This window comes from Halostagnicola sp. A56, from assembly GCF_000691505.1.
In the GTDB taxonomy this organism is placed as follows: domain Archaea; phylum Halobacteriota; class Halobacteria; order Halobacteriales; family Natrialbaceae; genus Halostagnicola.
The window spans coordinates 203,760-222,461 of the sequence record NZ_JMIP02000019.1 but is presented as its reverse complement, the minus strand read 5'-3'; the positions used below and the strand labels follow the sequence as shown (position 1 = coordinate 222,461).

Annotated in this window: 16 protein-coding genes and 4 pseudogenes; 11 read left to right on the top strand and 9 right to left on the bottom strand. The window is 59.2% G+C overall.

Annotated features, from left to right (window positions below; all coding sequences use genetic code 11):
- Positions 1–118 precede the first annotated feature (118 nt).
- A complete protein-coding gene (locus tag EL22_RS11070; RefSeq protein ID WP_156184108.1) occupies positions 119–814 on the top strand; it encodes a hypothetical protein in 696 nt (231 codons plus the stop codon).
- Between the two features lie 183 nt (positions 815–997).
- Here the strand turns inward: EL22_RS11070 and EL22_RS11065 are convergent, their stop codons facing one another.
- From EL22_RS11065 to EL22_RS11055, 3 genes and pseudogenes are all read right to left on the bottom strand, one after another.
- Positions 998–1,414, bottom strand: a complete 417-nt coding sequence (locus tag EL22_RS11065; RefSeq protein ID WP_050051550.1) for a hypothetical protein — start codon at positions 1,412–1,414, stop codon at positions 998–1,000.
- Positions 1,411–2,228, bottom strand: a pseudogene (locus EL22_RS19315) (ParA family protein). The gene EL22_RS11065 and the pseudogene EL22_RS19315 overlap by 4 nt, the downstream one beginning before the upstream one ends.
- A gap of 350 nt (positions 2,229–2,578) precedes the next feature.
- A pseudogene (locus tag EL22_RS11055) lies at positions 2,579–2,800 on the bottom strand (deoxyhypusine synthase family protein); the annotation flags it as partial.
- 93 nt (positions 2,801–2,893) lie between these two features.
- Here EL22_RS11055 and EL22_RS11050 point away from each other — a divergent pair.
- Positions 2,894–3,616: a uroporphyrinogen-III synthase gene (locus tag EL22_RS11050; RefSeq protein ID WP_050051548.1), complete on the top strand. Its 723-nt coding sequence runs from the start codon at positions 2,894–2,896 to the stop codon at positions 3,614–3,616.
- 59 nt (positions 3,617–3,675) lie between these two features.
- Positions 3,676–3,956: pseudogene (locus EL22_RS18490) on the top strand (transposase); the annotation flags it as partial.
- Positions 3,957–4,033: 77 nt separating this feature from the next.
- On the opposite strand, the gene EL22_RS11045 reads toward EL22_RS18490, so the two are convergent.
- Positions 4,034–5,263, bottom strand: a complete 1,230-nt coding sequence (locus EL22_RS11045; RefSeq protein WP_050051547.1) for an HAD-IIA family hydrolase — start codon at positions 5,261–5,263, stop codon at positions 4,034–4,036.
- Positions 5,264–5,436: 173 nt separating this feature from the next.
- Here EL22_RS11045 and EL22_RS16095 point away from each other — a divergent pair.
- From EL22_RS16095 to EL22_RS11030, 4 genes and pseudogenes are all read left to right on the top strand, one after another.
- Positions 5,437–6,044 (top strand): annotated as a pseudogene (locus tag EL22_RS16095) (IS6 family transposase).
- A gap of 550 nt (positions 6,045–6,594) precedes the next feature.
- On the top strand, positions 6,595–6,768 hold the full coding sequence (locus EL22_RS18065) for a hypothetical protein (RefSeq protein WP_197075891.1): 174 nt from the start codon (positions 6,595–6,597) through the stop codon (positions 6,766–6,768).
- Between the two features lie 74 nt (positions 6,769–6,842).
- Positions 6,843–7,847, top strand: a complete 1,005-nt coding sequence (locus EL22_RS11035; RefSeq protein ID WP_050051546.1) for a Cdc6/Cdc18 family protein — start codon at positions 6,843–6,845, stop codon at positions 7,845–7,847.
- A gap of 193 nt (positions 7,848–8,040) precedes the next feature.
- Positions 8,041–8,589 (top strand): homing endonuclease associated repeat-containing protein, encoded by a 549-nt coding sequence (locus EL22_RS11030; RefSeq protein WP_050051545.1) that lies wholly within the window; start codon positions 8,041–8,043, stop codon positions 8,587–8,589.
- Positions 8,590–8,736: 147 nt separating this feature from the next.
- Here the strand turns inward: EL22_RS11030 and EL22_RS11025 are convergent, their stop codons facing one another.
- A complete protein-coding gene (locus EL22_RS11025; RefSeq protein ID WP_050051544.1) occupies positions 8,737–9,156 on the bottom strand; it encodes a hypothetical protein in 420 nt (139 codons plus the stop codon).
- 212 nt (positions 9,157–9,368) lie between these two features.
- On the opposite strand from EL22_RS11025, the gene EL22_RS11020 reads away from it, so the two are divergent.
- Positions 9,369–10,163: an N-acyl homoserine lactonase family protein gene (locus tag EL22_RS11020; protein WP_050051543.1), complete on the top strand. Its 795-nt coding sequence runs from the start codon at positions 9,369–9,371 to the stop codon at positions 10,161–10,163.
- An 18-nt stretch (positions 10,164–10,181) separates the two neighbouring features.
- Here the strand turns inward: EL22_RS11020 and EL22_RS11015 are convergent, their stop codons facing one another.
- Both EL22_RS11015 and gatB read right to left on the bottom strand, forming a co-directional pair.
- Entirely contained in the window at positions 10,182–11,162 is a 981-nt protein-coding gene (locus tag EL22_RS11015; protein ID WP_050051542.1) for an MBL fold metallo-hydrolase, read from the bottom strand.
- Between the two features lie 132 nt (positions 11,163–11,294).
- Positions 11,295–12,779, bottom strand: a complete 1,485-nt coding sequence (gene gatB, locus EL22_RS11010) for an Asp-tRNA(Asn)/Glu-tRNA(Gln) amidotransferase subunit GatB (RefSeq protein ID WP_050051541.1) — start codon at positions 12,777–12,779, stop codon at positions 11,295–11,297.
- Positions 12,780–12,882: 103 nt separating this feature from the next.
- Between gatB and EL22_RS11005 the strand changes: the two genes are divergently transcribed.
- Both EL22_RS11005 and EL22_RS11000 read left to right on the top strand, forming a co-directional pair.
- Positions 12,883–13,128, top strand: a complete 246-nt coding sequence (locus tag EL22_RS11005; RefSeq protein ID WP_050051540.1) for an AbrB/MazE/SpoVT family DNA-binding domain-containing protein — start codon at positions 12,883–12,885, stop codon at positions 13,126–13,128.
- Positions 13,129–13,563 (top strand): PIN domain-containing protein, encoded by a 435-nt coding sequence (locus EL22_RS11000; RefSeq protein WP_050051539.1) that lies wholly within the window; start codon positions 13,129–13,131, stop codon positions 13,561–13,563.
- Here EL22_RS11000 and EL22_RS10995 read toward each other — a convergent pair whose 3' ends face one another.
- The gene (locus tag EL22_RS10995) at positions 13,564–15,588 is read right to left on the bottom strand and encodes an AMP-binding protein (protein WP_050051538.1); all 2,025 of its coding nucleotides are present in this window, start codon (positions 15,586–15,588) and stop codon (positions 13,564–13,566) included.
- 469 nt (positions 15,589–16,057) lie between these two features.
- Here EL22_RS10995 and EL22_RS10990 point away from each other — a divergent pair, with 469 nt between their 5' ends.
- Entirely contained in the window at positions 16,058–17,950 is a 1,893-nt protein-coding gene (locus EL22_RS10990; RefSeq protein ID WP_050051537.1) for an ATP-binding protein, read from the top strand.
- 89 nt (positions 17,951–18,039) lie between these two features.
- Here EL22_RS10990 and EL22_RS10985 read toward each other — a convergent pair whose 3' ends face one another.
- Positions 18,040–18,669 (bottom strand): alpha/beta hydrolase, encoded by a 630-nt coding sequence (locus tag EL22_RS10985; RefSeq protein ID WP_050051536.1) that lies wholly within the window; start codon positions 18,667–18,669, stop codon positions 18,040–18,042.
- Between the last annotated feature and the right edge of the window lie 33 nt (positions 18,670–18,702).

Sequence of the window (18,702 nt, the reverse complement as noted above, 5' to 3'; positions counted from 1 at the left end):
CAAACGTGCCGTCACACAGTGAAATCCACCGCCTTACAGCGATTCAACAGAGCCGATCAGAGTCAAACAACAGCGGGCGGGGGATCTGTCCCACCGCGTTGAGCGCGCAGCAGAGACCGTGACCAAAATTCTCGAAGTGTCGCAACTCATTCAAGAGACGGCCCCGCGATACATCCGAACCAAGATCACCGCGATAGACAATACACCATCTGACGATATGGATGCTCACTATGAGGTGTTAAAATCAGGAGGAACATCGAATGTTAGTGCCGCATTCGCTCCCTTCCCAGACAAAGTCATCTGGACGAACTTCTCCGAATATGTCGAGGAAGCATATGACAATTATACGCCGTACGTCCGGGAGAATCTTCACCTTCGACAGGTACTCGGGTACTACATTGATGCGCGAGATCCGAACCGGCCAGTAGAGGGCAAACTCCTCAGCGTGTGCAGCGCAATCGAACTGCTTGCCCTCTGGCATGCTCGGGAAGAGCAGATCTCAGAGGCGACCGGCGAAAAAATCCAGCATCTAATCACGAAGCTGGATGTAGAGACGAATGATCTTGCCCAAATGGTCGTTTCAGAACCAAGCAACCTGAATATACCCGAGTATTTCTGGAGAGACGCGCGCAATCACGTGTCGCATGGCGCTCCGAATATGCCGATTGGAGACCTGATCGCTACACAAGGTGCAGTGATGGTACTTCTCAAGCGAATTATTCGTAATCAGCTGTTAGGCTCCGAGAACGAGTCGTTCGAGAAATTGTATTCCATGGAACTGCGGCCCAGTATTTCATTTGCAGAGGAAAGTTGATGACGTCAAAAACGGTGAAGCCTCAGGCTAACGAGCGCTGAATCAGCTACGACTTGAATATCAGATGACTACTCAAACTGCCGAGTGACTATCTGGATATAATTACGTGGCAAGTCAGGATGTGGCCCTCCGGTAAACGTTTCGTGTCGTTCGCAACTCAACTCGGCCTCACTCTGCGCGGCGTCACTCCTCGCCGAGTTCCGAAAGCCGGGTCTGAATTTCCTCAGCATCCGCCTCAGAGAGCGACTCAACACCGAACTGAACGAGAAGCGGATAGAAATGGCGGTTCTTCTTGAACTCGTCCTGACCCGCCTTTCGGAGCTTCAGCTGGGACTCGAGGTAAGTATCCTCCATCTCGTCGAGGACACCATCGGGAATGTAGATCGTCCGCCCGTTCCACTCGTCCTTGATGTTTGTCTTCGTTTCGGTCGTTTCGCTCGTTTCGTTCGTTTCACTCGTTGAAGTCGATTCGGTCGTTTCGGTCGATGAACTGGTTTCTACCGTTTCACTCACCTCACTCGTATCGCCGGAATCGGTTTCATCGTCCTCCCCTTCGTAGTTGCCCTCGATGCCGGAAGCATCGCCCCAGCCGTCAGTCATGCTTCCACCTCCTCAGGCACGGTCTTCTCGAACGTCTCGTCGAACAGGTCGGCAATTTCGTTGAACAGTTCACGTGCATCCTCGACGCGCTTGTTCTCCTTGGCGAAGCCGAAGACAGACACACCTTCGCCGATCGATTGGGAGAGATCGGTACGCTTCGGAATCTCGAAAATTGGGAGGGAGTACGCCGATTTGATCTCCTCGATGGTATCGCGGTGCTCGGCGTTCTGTTCGACACGGTTGCAGGCAATCGCGAGACGATTGATGTCTCCATACGCCTGTTCGAGGGAGCTCAGTTGCTTCGCGAAAATCTGGAGGCTGTTGGCATTGAGTTTCTCGGGAATTACAGGGATGACGACGTTGCCGGTCGCGACGAGGGCGTTATCGGTGAGGACGTTCAGGGATGGGGCGTGTCGACAATGATGTAGTCGTAGTCCTCATCGAGTTCGTCGAGTGTCATCTCCAGTCGCTCTCGACTTTTCGGCGCCTCAAGCAATGTCTGGATGTTCTTGTTGTTCGCAAGCTTCTCGCTCGCGGGGAGGATGTCGAATTCCTCGTGCTCAACAATGATGTCATTCACCGACTCCATCTGATCGAAATCCAGTACGTCGAACAGCGTTGTGCGGTCGGTGTCGTAGTACAGGTCATTGTAGCCAAGCGAGCAAGTGAGTCCTCCGTGATAGTCGATATCGACTAGGAGGACGTCGTGGTCCCGGGCAGCTAGCGCGCCGCCAGTATGAATGACGTCGGTTGTCTTCCCCGCGCCCCCCTTCTGATTCGCCACGGTGATTCGTGCGGTATTGGTGTCGCTCATTTTCTTCGTTTTCCTCGTTGTGTTCGTTTCGTTCGGTGAGGGTGTTTCACTCGGTGAGAGGATCACTATGATGTTAAAACCAATTGTTCGTTACACTCGTTGAATCAAACACATTCGTTGCTATCAGCTCGTTCGTTCTATTCGTTACGTTCGTTTCTGTCATTCTGTTCATTGAGTACGGGTCAGCCAGTTCATCCCTAAGAGTTCATTCACTACCTTCGTTTTGCTCGTTCCGTTCGTTTGGTTCGTTTATTTCATCGCCCGTTTATAGTGTTTCGACAGGGTCCACGGCAACCTTGGAGACGAATGGAGAGATTGTAGCTTCATGGCCAGTGGAATGAGAATTTTATCGATGTGAACGTGAGATAGACTGTCGCATCCTTTTCCTGCATGCGTTCTGCAATATCGATGGCTTCTGCGAGTTGGGTCGCCTGGAATCCAGTCGTCGCGTACGACTCGAGCATCTCTTGCAAGTCGAATTCGCCTCGAAAGTCGTAGCCACGTACGTCTGGTGTATCAAGGTCTTCCTCACTCTCAGGTACGACGTAGTCGTGAGAGCCGTCATTATCCATATGATCAGATAACTCGACAAGGGATTTGAAGAACTCGGAATCTGTCGATCAGTTCTCGATACACCCAAGGTCATCAATACTGGACTATTCACTATGCCTAAGCCGAAGATGGCTGTCCTCCGCCCTGACGACACTCGGATCGATGAAGCCGTCTGCTATCTTCAATCACTGGATGTGTCGCCAATCGCAAATCCAATGCTGACCATCTGTCCAACAGGGCAGGCTCCACAGCAGGCAGAATACTGTATCTTCACCAGTTCAACCGGGGTTGAACTCGCTGAGGAGCAAGGATGGCATCAAGATGGGACGACAGTATGTGCTGTGGGTCGTCAGACAGCAACCACGTTACGAAATTGCGGCTATTCAGTGGACGTGATTCCTTCGACATTTACTTCCACAGGACTCGTCGAGGAGTTGGCAAACGAAGTTGAAGGGAAGACGGTCGAGATCGCTCGCAGTGCCCACGGAAGCGATGTACTGATTCGGGGGCTAGAAGAAGCTGGTGCATCTGTACATGAAACCTATCTATATCGCTTGAAACGACCGGATACTGCCGGCCAGTCAGTTAAACTCGCTGTAGACGGTGAGTTAGACGGAATACTGTTCACGTCACCGAAGACGGTTGAGCATTTTTTTGAGATCGCTACCGAACGTGACGCTCTCTCACCGCTGCAGTGCGAGCTAGAGGAGACGGTTATTGGTGCAATTGGGGCACCGACAGAGCGTGCTGTCCGCAGACACGGAGGCTCTGTCGACATTATACCAGCCAGAGCAGATTTTAGGCGGCTAGCTGAGGATACGGTGAGCCACATTTGAGAGATACAGCAGTAACTTCACAGCGGTACAGCACGGAAGCCCACGGCTTGAGTGGTCTGCATAACACCCGCGTTGGGTGGCAGGTACTCACACAGAACCCGACCGGCTACAGACCGTGACCGCTGACAAGGGCTATAATTGGGACGATCTCCGCGAAGAACTTCGGGAGGCCGACGTTCGGCCAGTGATCAAACACCGAGAGTTCTCCCCGCTAGATATGGCGTATAACGCTCGCCATGACGACGACACCTATCATTGACGATCAATCGTCGAGACTGTGTTTTTCGCGCTCAAGCAGCGGTACGGTCACACGCTTCGGGCGCGGACGTGGTTCGGATAGTTCCGTGACCTCGTTCTGAAATCGGCTGTGAGAAATGTCGAACTTGCTCCGTACTTCAGTCAATACAACATGTGTATTTATCGAATTGCTGGAGATCCATCCGTATCATTTGCATCGGCTATCCACTGCGGTTGCATCGGGAGAATGTCCGACGGCAAATTATTCATGTCGAAGAATCCGGCCTCGAGGGCTTCCTCTTCGTCGGCCTCGGGCGTCCCCTCCTCGATGGAACATCGAAAGCAATTCGTGACGAAGTGAACTGCCTTGCCTGAGGGATAGGAAAACACCTGCTCTTCCGGGTGTGAATAGACACCTATCAACCGCTCAATCGCTATTTGCAGTCCCGTTTCCTCCTCAACCTCCCGTATGATAGCGTCCCCGACTGGTTCGCACCGTTCGACCGTGCCCGTCGGTAGCGCCCACTGCTCTTTGTCGGCGCGTTTCAGCAACAGCACCTCATCTGCGTCATTCACTACGACAGCAGCGACACCCGAACGTATCTCGTCCGGCCACGAATAGGGAGGCGCCTCCCACGTGTCGGTTGTGTCCGTGAAGAGATTTGCAAGCGTCGAGATCGTCAAATCTGGTTGCTGAAGATCACGAGCAGATGCGGCAGTCGGTTCGTCCTCGGCCACCAGAATCCCGGTGAGTCCCGCACGGTGGGCGCCGAGAACGTCCGTGGCAGGATTATCGCCAATCACGACCGCTTGCGCGTCGTCGGCCAACCCGTTGAGCGCCATCTCGAACATAAGCGGCTCGGGTTTGCCAACGACCGTCGGCTTTGTCTCCGTCGCAGCTTCGACTGCTCGGACAATGGCCCCGGCCCCGAGTGCGGGCCCGTCTGGGGTCGGGAACGACCCATCAGGATTCGTCCCCACAAACGTCGCTCCCTGATGGATGTGTCTCGCCGCCCGCTGGATGTCTTGATACGATGTCTTCTCGTCCGCGCCGACGACCATCGCATTGGGATCGTCGTTTGTGATCTCGATGCCCTCCTCTTGGAGTTCGATTTTCAGCCCTTCGCTACCGACGACAGCAGCGGTGGTCACATCCTGTTGGGAGAGGTAGTGGGCGGTCGCCCAACCCGACGTGATGATCTCGTCTTCTTCCGCGTCAATCCCCAGTTTGCGAAGATTGCTCGCAATCGTCTGACGCTGAGGGCGTGGGTCGTTCGTCAGGAATCGTAGTTCCTTGTCCCGCTCATCGAGGCGATTCACCGACTCGACCGCCTCCGGTAGGGCCTCGTCCCCGAGATACACTACCCCGTCAAGGTCGAGCAAGAACGCGTCGAATTGCTCAGAAACCATATGCCGTTTTGTAGGACCATCAACTACTTGTATCCTTTTGTAGGAGGGGCACTGTCTAGTTGAGCCAGTTTGAGGAACGAGCGGGTCGTCGAGTGAATTGGACTAGAACGCCCGCAAACCTGCTCAGCGAGTGCTATGACCCGGATTTAGAAGAATCTTGGGAGAACGAGCGGATGGCGAACGCCCTGACGGGCGTCGCCGTCCGCCTCCATGAAACTGGATGTCCGCTCCACGAGATAACTACAATCTTAGCGGAATTAGGTGTTGAACGCTCGCATGGGGCGGTTTGGAACTAGGTGCATCGGCTGGCTGACAACGAGTGCGACCCGCCTGAGGCGCAGCCGAAGCGAATCGCGGCTGATGAGACTGCAAGATCAACGGCGAGTGGTCTTGGTTGTACGCTGCAATAGACACCGATACGAAACTGATTCTTGATGTCGCGTTGTTTGGTCGGCACAGAACCGATCCGGCAGCTGCGTTTCTGCATCGACTCGAAGAGAAATACGGTCTCTCCGACACCGTATTTCTCGTGGATCAGTTCGGGTATCAGACTGCCCTTGCTCGATATGGATTGAGCGATTGGGTTAACTACACCGAGCAAAACCTCATCGGAAAGTGGTTTCACACCCTCAAAATGCGGATCGACCGCTTCCACAACTCGTAGGTGGGCAGTCGGACGAGTACACACGAATAGTTTGAATAATTCATGCACTACTACAACCGCCAGAGACCGAACCAAGCTCTGGACGGAAAGACGCCGATCGAGGAGATGCAGAACTAGACAGTGCCCGTTGGTTAAGCCTATCATCCTGATTATGAGATTCGTCTAGTTCCGGTCCATATTGGGGTGCTTCACAGCGTTGGCATTCCCACATCGACTGTCCATCCCACTTAATATCAGGGACCTCTTCGAACTCGAGGAATCAATGACTATAGTAGAAGTTAGAAATAATTGCTCAGTTTGGGAATAGAAAGTTGATCAATAGCGGTATCGATTGCTGTTGTGAGCTCAGAAAGTGAGTCGAAGAATCGGTTGACTTCCCCCATGTCGATACAAGCTCACCTGGCGTTTTCCTATCACCTTTGTCGCTGGTAGCGGCCACTACTGCAGATTTCCACTCCGAATATCCATGTCAAATCGGCAACAAGATTGAAATGGCTATAGGCTAACCTCCAAACGCGAACGGGGAGGATGTGGGGGAGTCTGTTGTTGCCAACAGACCGATTGACACACTAAATCACCACCTTCTCGTGCGCATTCAGTCACACGTTCCATCCTACTCAACCCCTTCTGCGAGAGTTTAAGTCCGATGCCACGGCCAGACCCCACGATGTCCGCAGCAAAATGCGACGACCTCCTAATCGCAGTTGCATTGACTCGCTTCTCGGTCCAGTTCGAAGACGCCGACCCCGAGATCGCGAACTACGCGTGGCAGCTGGCAGCCGACCGCCTGGTCGAACACGGCGTCTCCCCCGCGGAAGCAGTGGACGTCCTCAACGACTAACCCCGTATCGGAAATCGGAACTATCGGAAGTGCCCCGGAGACGCTTATCTCACGAAATCCTGAATGTCTCGAGTATGATCGTCGACCACCGCGTCCTGCACGAGGACTTCGTCCCTAGAGAAATCGAACACCGGAACGACGAATTGAATCACCTCTCGGCGACCCTCGAGCCGGTTCTCGACGGCGAGCGACCGGAAACGGCGTTTATGCTGGGCCCGACGGGGGCCGGGAAAACGTGCACCGCGAAATACGTCCTAGACCAACTCACCGACCAACGCCCCGATATCAAGACCGCCTACATCAACTGTTGGCAGGAGTTCACCCGCTTTCGCGTTCACTACCGACTCCTTGAGGAGATCGACCAGGCGCGGGACGTCCACCGATCGACGCCGAAAGACCAGCTGTTCAAACTTCTCCAGGAGACCGACGACCCAATTGTGGCGGTCCTCGATGAGATCGACCAGCACGAAGAGTCGGAAACGCTGTACGACCTCCACCGCTTGCCACACGTCCACCTCGTGTTGATCGCGAACCGGGAGGAAGAGATGTTCGCCGGCTTCGACGACCGTGTTCGGTCCCGATTGCGAGCTGGGACTCGCGTCTACTTCGACCGCTACGGGACCGAGGAACTCGTGGAGATCCTCTCCGAGCGAGCTCGGCAAGGACTGGAACCGCAGGTGATCGATGACGACCAGATCCAGTCGATTGCCCACACCGCATCGGGTGACGCCCGTGTTGGGATCGGCATCCTCCATACGGCCGCCCGGATCGCCGCTCGCGAAGGCGAGGAGCGGATCACCGACGAGATCGTCGAGACCGCAGAGCCACAGACGCGGAATAAGTTGCGCCAGCAGATCATCGACGATTTGACTGAGCACCAACGTATCCTGTACGACGTCATCGAGGAGCGTGGGGAGGTCGAACCCGGGGAGTTGTACGACGCGTACGAGGAGATCGTCGACGATCCGAATACCAGGCGAACGCTCCGGAATTACCTCTCGAAGATGACTCACTATGATCTGATCGAATCAAAGGGTGACCGGAAGGGGCGGACCTACTCGCTTGTTAATGAGGACTAATGGTAGGAGGGGCTAATTGCAGTCGTATTATATCACTTCTCGGCCCAGTTCGAAGCCGCCGATCCCGGAGTCGTGAACTGCACTTGTTATAGATGCTGGTCGCCTTGTCGAATACGACATCTCCTCAACGGAGACTATCGCGATACTCAAACGCCCATAACAGTCTTAGGAGTGAAGTCGAAAGTACTCTGAAATGAAGATTCCGCGGGAGGATCTCATCGATGAACTCCGTCGTCTTGCCGACGACCTCGGGCATCCACCGACCACAACCGAGATGAACGAGCAGGGAGAGTTCAGCGCGCTCACGTACAACAACCGATTCGGGTCGTGGAGCGAAGCACTTGCCGAGATCGATCTCAAGGCGTCACGGAAGCGCCGAGTTACCGACGAGGAATTGCTCGAGGAACTTACACGGTTGGCTGACGAACTCGGTCGGGCCCCAGCTGCAAACGAGATGGCCAGCGACGGGGAGTTTCACTACCGAACATACAGCGACCGATTTGGGTCCTGGAAGGAAGCGCTCGAGGGGGCGGGGATCAAGGCCAGTGGCGATGGCGAGATTCCGAACGAAACGTTGCTTGCTGAACTGAACCGACTTGCTGACGAACTAGGCCGCACACCGACGACAACTGATATGAACAAGCACGGCAATCACAGCATCGGCACGTACCGGAGGCGCTTTGGGCGCTGGGACGACGCGCTCGACGAGGCGGGAGTCCTCCCGCAAACATACAATCAGTAGGGGCCAGAAGCATTATATACGTGTTCTATTAATTCCGCTTTCTTTTCATTCGACAGCAGTTACAATGACAACCGCGTTAGGAGTGAAATCATATTCTACAGTAGTATTGAATACACGCTTGTATTTAGGGGTGAAAGCAATGGTAATCTAATTTGTGCGCAGTGCAGTCTCGACAACTTTCTCATCGACCGTTTGATCGACTTTCTTGTCGACGGTCTCGTCTACTTTTTCGTCGACGGTTTCGTCGACTTTCTGGTCGACCGTTTCTTCGACTTCCTCCGCCCGCGGCCGCCGATCGACGCGCTCGTTGACCGTCTCGAGTTTGTCGATGACCTCGTCGACCTCTCGAGTGAGCGTGTCTTCGACGTTCTGTGTGACCTCCTTGGTCATCCACTCGGGATCGAACCGGGCCATCTTCCAGACCACGTGGATCACGTAGGAGATCATCACGCCGAGCCCGAACGCGATGCCGACGCGGGTCCCGACGAAGTTAAAGAGTACGACCGAAACGAAGATCATCAAGCCGTAGGCGAGGTCGACCAGAAAATCGACTCGAGATGGGTTCACGCGGTACCACCGTGCGTCGAAACGCTGTGTATCATATTCACGAAAATACCTCTTATCACTAGTTATCCCTCGAGCGGTTAATAGTCATGCGTTCGGCGGTGACGGAGAGAGTGTGGAACCGCTCTGTGACGGCCACCTTCGCGCCGTCGACCCGACTCGTTCGGACGAGCCGACACGCCCACGTATTTCAGCCCGGCTCCCGTCCTCTGGGTATGGTCGACGCGAACGTTTACCTGCTCGAGCGCGGGACGATAACGACCGACATCAACAACATACTCGAGGGCCACACGCTCGGTTCGGCGGCCGAATCCGACCCCGAGACGGTGATGGTCGACGGTCCGGTGTACAACCTCGTCATCGAACATCCCGACGGAACGATCCTCTGGGATACGGGCTCACATCCCGACGCGGATTCGGGCCACTGGCCCGCCGAACTGTACGCAGCGTTCGAACACACCGGACTACGCCCGCTCGAGGACGACCTCGAGACGGCCGGGTTTTCCGTCGACGACATCGACTACGTGATCCAGACGCACTTACACCTCGATCACGCCGGCGGACTGTACGCCTTCGAGGGGACCGACACGCCGATTTTCGTCCACGAGCGCGAACTCAAGTTCGCCTACTACAGCGCCAAGACGGACGCGGGCGACGAGGCCTACCTCGCCGGGGACTTCGACCGAGACCTCGACTGGCGAATCGTCCACGGTGAGCGCGAACAGCACTTTGCCGACCTCGAGTTCCTCCACTTGCCCGGCCACACGCCCGGATTGCTCGGCGTTCGGCTCGATCTCGAGGAAGCCGGTACCGTGATCCTCGCGGGCGATCAGGCCTACACTCGAGAGAACTACGACGACGCCCATCCGATGGGCGGCGAACTCCTCTGGAGCAAACGCGCGTGGACCGAGAGCCGCCGATTCCTCGCTGACGAACAGCGCCGAAGCGACGCGACGGTTCTCTGTGGCCACGACGAACGGGACCTCGAGACGATTCGGACCGAACTCTGACCCGCCGGTTCGTCTCAGTCAGTTCGGCTCCGCCGTCGGCACGACCGACTCGAGATCCGCGTCGCCGTCGACGAGTCGGTACTGGCCGTCCTCGACCGAAGCCACTCCTTCGTGGACGAGGTGATCGAGGTGGGCGAACGCCTCGCCCGGTCCGTGGACGATGTGAATCCCCTCGAGTTCGCCGAAGAGTTCGGCGCTGACGGTCCAGGGGTCCGCGGGGCCGTGTTCTTCGAGGGCGGCGACGACGCGCTCCGTTCGGTCGCGGTGGTGATCGATGATCGTCAGCGCCCGCTCGGTCGGCTCTTCGATCGGATCGCGGTGACCGGGCCAGACGCGGTCGTAGTCCCGATCGGCGAGCGCTCGGAGCGTCTCGAGGTACGTTTCGAGCGGCCGCTCGACACGGACGTCCGCGCCGCCGACGTTCGGCGTGTAGACGGGGAGGATTACGTCGCCGACGAACGCTTCGTTACGGCCGACGATCTCGAACCAGCACAGCCCCAGCGCGTGCCCGGGCGCGTGGACCGCCTCGAGGGTGAGGCCACCGACCTCGAGGGTGTCGCCGTTCTCGATGGGCGTTACGGTCGGGTGCGTTTCGCTCAAACCGGTTACCGCCGTGACGACATCCAGCAGTTCCTCGCGTTTCGCGGCGGGGATTCCCCACGCCTCGAGGTACTCCCGTCGGCGCTCGTCCAGCGCGGCGGTCGCCGCCTCGTCGCCTTCGACGAGCGGGGCGTCGGCCTCGTGGACATAGACGGTCGCGTCGCTCTCGGACTGCACTTCACCCGCTAGTCCGGCGTGATCGGGGTGAAAGTGCGTGAGCACGATATCGTCGACGTCCGCGAACTCGTAGCCGTACTCGGCCAGTCCCTCCCGGAGGTCGTCACGAACGTCGGTCGTCGCGATCCCCGTGTCGACGAGCGCGAGAGAATCCCCCTCGTGTAGAACGTAGGCATTGTTCTCCCCCTCGAACTCGTCGTTTCCCAGTATGATCCGATCCATGGTGCAAAGTCACACTGTCTCGGCTCTTAACCGACGCGATTGCGGAACTGGGGTTCCGCGAACTCGAGCGCCTGTGGAATCGACGAATTTCGCGAAAGTGATTCGTGCGGTCTGGAAGCGACCCCGAGACAGTCAGTCCTCGAGTTCCGCACGCAGTAACTGATTCACGTCGCCCGGATCGGCGCTGCCGCCGGTCTTTTGCATGACCTGCCCGACGAGGAAGTTGATCGCGCCGTCGTCGCCGCTCTCGTAGTCCCCGACGGCGTCGGGGTTCTCCTCGATGGCCTCGACGACGGCGGATTGGACCTCGTCGTCGTCTGTCTTGCCGAGTCCGGCCGCCTCGACGATCGAATCGGGTTCCTCTCCTTCGTCGAGCATGTCCCGAAGCACCGTCTCGCGGGCGTTTTTCGCCGTGATCTCGTCCTCGGCGACGAGTTCGACGAGTCGGGTGACCTCCCCGAGTCGATCCGCGATGTCCGTGATCTCCATGTCGCGGTAGTTCAGTTCGCCGAGCAGGTTGTCCGCGACCCAGGTCGCCGCAAGGTCGGGGTCGAACTCGCCAGCGACCGACTCGTAGAAGTCCGCGACCTGCTTGGTCGAGGTGAGCTTCGAAGCCGCCTCCTCGCTCAGGCCGTACTCGGACTGGAACCGTTCGCGTCGAGCGGTCGGCAGTTCGGGGATCGAGATCTCGTCCTTCCAGTGGGAGACCCGAAGCGGCGGGAGGTCTGCCTCCTCGAAGTAGCGGTAGTCCTTTTCTTCTTCCTTCGAGCGCATCGAGACCGTGATTCCGCGGCTCTCGTCCCAGTGGCGGGTCTCCTGTTCGACGACGCGGCCGCGTTCGATGGCGTTTTTCTGTCGGGTCTCCTCGTAGGCCAAGGCCTTCTCCGCACCCTTGTGACTCGAGATGTTCTTGACCTCCGTCCGGTTTGCGGCCTCGAGCGCGTCGACCCCGATCTCGCCGTTCTCGTCGGCTTCCTCGCTCTCGATGATCGAGAGGTTGGCGTCGATCCGCAGGCTGCCGTCCCGGCCGGCGTCGAAGACGCCGAGGTACTCGAGCACCTCCTCGAGTTCGGCCAGAAAGGCCCGCACTTCCGAGGCGCTCCGGAAGTCGGGTGCCGTGACGATCTCCATGAGCGGCGTCCCAGCGCGGTTGTAGTCGACGAGGGTGTAGTCCGCGCTGTCGATGCTGCCGCCGACGTGCTGGAGGCTGCCGGGGTCTTCCTCGAGATGTGCGCGTTCGATGCGAACGTCGCGGCGCTCGCCCTCGACCGGAATCTCGAGTTCCCCTTCCTGACAGATCGGTTCGTCGTACTGGGTGATCTGGAAGTTCTTCGGCAGGTCGGGGTAGTAGTAGTTCTTCCGGTGGAAGCGGGTTTCCTTGGGGATGTCTGCGTCGATGGCTTTCCCGATCTTGACGGCGGCCTCGACGGCTCCCTCGTTCAGCACCGGCAACGCGCCGGGGAGTCCGAGACAGACGGGACAGACGTTCTCGTTGGGGTCGTCGGCCGGCTCGGTCGAACAGCGACAGAAGATCTTCGTGTCGGTTTCCAGTTGGACGTGAACCTCGAGGCCGATGACGGTGACGAGGTCGCCCCGCTGGACGGTCTGGGCAGTCATTGCTCCTCGATTCGGCCCGGCAGGGGTAAAGCGTAACGGGACGGAGTCGTCCCATCAGTAATCCACCACACGATATTTATTCCCGTGGCGAGTTTCCACAATTATGAGCACCGATCGTGTCGACGCGGAGAGTGAGGTCTCCGGGAACCAGGCGAACATTCCCGCTCGGATCCGCCGACAACTCGAGATCGACGACGGCGATCAACTTCGATGGAGCGTCGAGGACGACGGAACGGTGCGAATCGAGGTCGTCCACCGTCGGGGTGGATCGTTCGCCAACTTCGCGGGCTACGACGGTGACGAGGAGACGGATGCGGCGTCCGATCACGACGACTGGGGACTCGAGTGAATGCCACGCGCTGTCGTCGATATATCGGTGTTGTTCGGTGCGAGCTATCGTCGAGATGCAAGCCACGAAGATGCATTGCCGATCCTGCGGGGGATAGACGACCAGTCACTCCCGGAAGCTGTCGTTCTCAACTACGTACTCGCCGAGACACTCAACGGGCTCACAATACACGCCGGTCACGAGGCAGCCGTCGATTTTCTCGATCGAGTAGAAGAAAACGTCCGGTTCCACGTCGACACGCTCGACCCAGACGAGCGAGCGACCGCCAAATCAGTATTCCGGACCTACGACGCACTCTCGTTCGTTGATGCCTGTCTCGTCGCGTATCTGCAATCGAACGGACTCGAGTACCTGTACGCGTTCGACGACGATTTCGATCGGATAGACGATATTGCTCGCCTCACGACGCCGACGAATCCGTACGACCCTCGTTGATCAGTTGGCTGACTCGAGTTCCTCGAGCGCTTCCAGATTCTCGATGCTGTCCATGTCGCCGGGATCCTCGCCCGCGTAGGTCGCCTCGATGGCTCGGCGGATGATCTTCCCGGACTGGGTTTTGGGGAAGTCGTCGACGAAAAGGATCTCTCTGGGTCGGAAGGGCTTCCCGAGTTCGTCGCCGACCCGCTCGCGAAGCCGGTCGCGCAACTCGTCGCTTTCTGCCACGTCGTCGCCGGCGATGACGTAGGCGACGACGGCGGTCCCGGTCGTCTCGTCGGGGACGCCCACCGCGGCGGCCTGGGTGACCGCCTCGTGGTCGATGAGCGCGCCTTCGACTTCGGCCGGGCCGACCTTCCGCCCGGCGACATTTAGCGCGTCGTCGGCCCGGCCGTGGAGGAACCAGAAGCCGTCGTCGTCCACCTGCGCCCAGTCGCCGTGGTTCCACAGCGGCGGGTCCGCGAACGTCGACCAGTACTCCTCGAGGTAGCGGTCGTCGCCCGACCAGAGCGACTTCGTCATCGAGGGACAGGAGTCTCGAGCGACGAGGAAGCCGCGTTCGTGGTCGTCCCTGACCGACTCGCCTGCGGCGTCGACGACGTCGATGTCCATCCCGAGTCCCGGTCCGCCGAGCGTACAGGGTTTCAGGGGCTCGGTCGGCATCGGCATCAGAAAGCAGCCGCAGATCTCGGTGCCGCCGGAGATATTGATGATCGGACACTCGCCGCCGCCGACGTGCTCGTAGAACCAGCGCCAGGATTCGGGGTCCCACGGCTCGCCGGTCGACCCCAAAACTCGCAGCGAAGAGAGGTCGTGACCCTCGATCCAGCTATCCCCGTGTTTTCGAAGCGCCCGTATCGCGGTCGGCGAGATTCCGAACTGAGTGATCTCATGTCGGTCGATCAGCTCCCAGAACCGGTCCGGATTCGGGTAGTCGGGTGCCCCCTCGTACATGAAGACTGTGCCGCCGAAGGTGTGGACGCCGATCAGGGTCCACGGCCCCATCATCCAGCCGATGTCGCTCACCCAGAAGAACCGGTCAGCGGGCTCGAGGTCGAACCCGAAGTGCAATTCCTTCGCACACTGCACCTGGATACCCGCGTGGGTGTGGACGATCCCCTTCGGCGTCCCCGTCGTTCCCGAGGAGTACAGCAGCATCGACTCCCTGCTCGACTCGAGCGATTTCGTCTCGTACTCGTCGTCCGCGGTCTCGACGGCGTCGGCCCACCACTCGTCACGGCCGTCGGTCCACGGAATCTCGTGTTCGCTCGTCGGATTGCTCGAGCCGAGGCGGTCGAAGACGATCGTCCGCTCGACGTGGCCGACCTGGTCGATCGCCGCGTCGGCAGTGGACTTTAGAAAGACCGGCTTCCCCCGCCGGAGAAAGCCGTCGCCGGTGAACAGGACCGAACACGCGGCGTCGTCGATCCGCGTCGCGACGGCGTCGACGCCGAACCCGGAAAAGATCGGCACCGCGATCGCGCCGACCTTGAAACAGCCATAAAGGATCGGGACGACCTCCGGCACCATCGGCATGTAGAGGCCGACTGTGTCGCCGGTCTCGATCCCCGAGTGCTCGAGCGCGTTGGCGACCTGATTCGACCGCCGCCGGAGTTCCTGATAGGTCATCTGCCGACACTCGCCGTCCTCGCCCTCCCAGATCGTCGCAACCCGATTTCGGGCGGGTTCGCCGACTGCCGCGTGACGGTCGACCGTGTTGTGCGCGATGTTGAGCGCCCCGCCCGGATACCACTCCGTGAACTGCGGGCCGTCGCTGTCGTCTCTGACCGAGTCGTAGGGGTCGAAAAACTCGATCCCGAGGTAGTCGACGAGTTCGTCCCAGAACCAGTCGACGCCGCTTTCCTCGACCCCCTCGAGATCGGTCGTCGTCCGTTCGATCAACTCGTCGTAGTCGTCGATTCCGTACGTCTGCATGAACTCGTAGGCGTTCGTGGACTCGACGAACTCCTGGCTGGGTTCGTGGACGACGTCGTCGATGTCCTCGAGGGCGGGGTCCTCTGGCATAGTCACTCGCACATACGAGTCATGTTATCATGAAACTGGAGGTCGACTCGAAACGTGGCTACGACAGGACTCCCTCACAAAAAGGCCTGCAGCGCGTACGAACGCTAGCGATCCGTCCGATACGGACTCAGAAGTCGGCACACGCAGATCTATTTATTGGGGATTCCCGCGGTTGCGAGAAATCGCAGACCAATCGTCGAAGCGATGAAAAAACTCGTGACTGCAATCACAACCAGTAGAATACCGGCCCAACCGTCCAGTAGAATCGAACCGAAGAACCTCCTCTCGTTCTAATAATTCAGGTCCACGAAGCCATGTAATTCACCAGCGCTGAATCGTTCGTTTCTCTCCACGAATTCGGTTGTCCGACTCGCTCTCGTACCGTTTGTTCTCGAGTCGCCGCCGTCCGGAACACAACTCCGACACGTGTCTCGGTATTTCTTTGAGGGACGAATAAGATATCGTGTATATGAGCGATCTGGGCGATTTCACCGACCACGCCGCCGACGGCGGCGACGACTCGAGCGGGACGGCGGATTCGGCCGACAGTTCGGCCGGCGGCGGGACGGAAACGAACGCCGCGACCGCCGCCGACGAGTTCGAGTCACCGGCGGTGGACCCGCAGGGCGAAGACATCGGCATCGGTACCATCTGCGTTTCCCAGGGCCTTCGAATCGCCGAGGACGAAGACGACACGACGCTTCGGGCCTACGTCACGCGGGGGAACCGATCCGACATCAGGATCGGAACGTACCTGCTCGCGTCCTATCCCGAGGAGACGGGGCAGGCCACGGGCTCGCCGGCCGGAGGCGACGGCCCGGCGGGAGCGGCGAGCGACGAGACCCTGTTCTGTCGAATCACGGGCCTCGAGTACGCCCAGCAGTACCACGCCGACGACGCGACGGAAATCCACGCCCGGCGGGCGATGCGCCGGGACGGCATCGACGAGGCCGACTTCAAGTTCATCGCCTCGCTCGAGCCGGTCGCGGTGTTGTACGATGATGATGGCGAGCTCAAGCGTCGGATGACCGATCGGGTGCCCAAACCCCAGACGGTGATCCGGACGGCAGACGACACCGAGGAGATCAAGACTGGGCTGAAGATCCCCGAGGATGGCGTCTTCCTCGGCCACCTCTCGGTCGGCGGCGAGAAGGTTCGGACGGCCGCCTCGCCGCCGACGATCGACTACCCGCTGAAAGACGACTACGAGGCGGGCGACCCGCTCGTCTTTCGACACTCGCTGGTCGCTGGCGGAACGGGGTCGGGGAAGACCCACGCCGCGAAGAACGTCCTTCGGCAGTACCTCGCCGAGGACCGAACGTACCCGATGGACGACGGCCGTGATGTCCAGCCCGCGGTCGTCCAGTTCGACCCGCAGGACGAGTACGCCCAGATGCACGACGACAACCCCGAACTGGACGACGAGTTCGCGCGCCGACTCGAGCGCGAGAACATCGCTTACGGCGGCGTCGAGAAGACCACCGCGTTCGTGCCGAAAGTGGGGGACTCGTCGTACGCGGCGGGTCACCACCGCGCCGAGCAGGTCGCGTTCACGATTCCGTTCTCGATGGTCCACGAGAACCCGTGGCTCGTCGCCGGCAGCGGCCTCAACGACAACCAGTACGGCGCGCTCACGAGCGTCCTGCTCCCGCGATTTCGAGACCAGTACGGCCCCGACGGAACGTACCGCGAGTTCACGACCTTCCTCGACGACCCGGCGCTGCGGGAGGAACTCGACGAATCTGGCCGGGTCCACGAGGCGACCTTCGACGCCGTCCGCCGGCGCGTCCTCGGCTTCGGCCACGTCTTCGACCAGGACGCCCGGCCGATCACCGACCTGATACACGAGTTCGTCCGCCCCGGCGGGCTCTCGGTGGTTCCGACCTATCACATCAACGACTCGAGGGCGACCGAAGCCGTCGTCCTCGCGCTCTCGAGTCTGCTCATCGACCAGAAGCTCTCGAACGATCCGACCTACGACCGGATCAAGGAGACGCCGCTAATTCTGGGAATGGACGAGGCCCACAACTTCCTGACCGACGCCGACAGCGTGCAGGCGGGGAAGGTAATCCGCAAGTTCACCGAGGCTGCAAAGCAGGGTCGAAAGGAGCGACTGGGTCTCTTTCTGATCACGCAGGACCCGCAGGACATCGACGACGCGGTCTTCAAACAGATCAACACGACCGTCGTCCTCAATCTCGGCGACGAGGACGCCATCAAGAGCGTGAACATCCCGAGCAGCCTCGAGTCGAAAGTGCCCTACATGGAGAAAGGGCAGATGGTCGTCTACTCCCCCGATAATTCGGAACCCGTGGAGTTGATCGGACTCTCGAAGTGTCTCACGCGACACGGCCGAGACTAATCTGTCGGATCGACACGGCGAATAGCAGTTCACGAAGGCACTGTAACTGCCTCCGACTCGAGCGGATTTCCGACCGCTCGGAGGGTCCATCAGGTCGACTCGAGCAGCGTTCGCATGAAGAACGACGCGACGGTCGACGCGATATCGTCCTGTGCGCCGACGAAGAAGTGGTCGCCCGCCAGCGCAGTCGTTTCGTCGCCCCGCTCGCGTGCGCATTCGACGACCGGTTTCCACTCGGCCGTCGTATCGCGTTCGCCGTAAAGAACATGAGTCGGCGGCTCGAGCCCGTCCATCGCCTCGAGTGCATCGAGGTCGTCGGCGAGCCGTGCGGTCGGTGCCAGGGCGGCGACGGCATCGGGACTCGGATCGAGAGCCGCTGTGGCCAGCAACGAGAGCGTCGCGCCGAAGCTGTAGCCGAAGACGCCGACCCGTTCGTATCGCTCGTCCGCCCAGCGAATGGCGTTTCGAACGTCTTCGCGCTCGCCGTATCCCTCGTCCCAGGGGCCGTAATCGAAGCGCAGACAGGCAATCCCGTCCTCGATGAGTGCCTCGCTCACCGCGCGGAGCCGCTGGTCGCTTCGGGAGCCGCCCTGTTGGGGATGAGGCGGGCAGGCGACGACGATTGCGTTCGGAGCGCGTTCGCCCGCCTGATCGCTGAACGTGGGCTCCTCGAGCGTTCCGCGAACGTCGCGACCGCCGGGAATCAGCACGTCGCTCATACCGGTCGATCGGTCCGACGGCTAATCAAAACC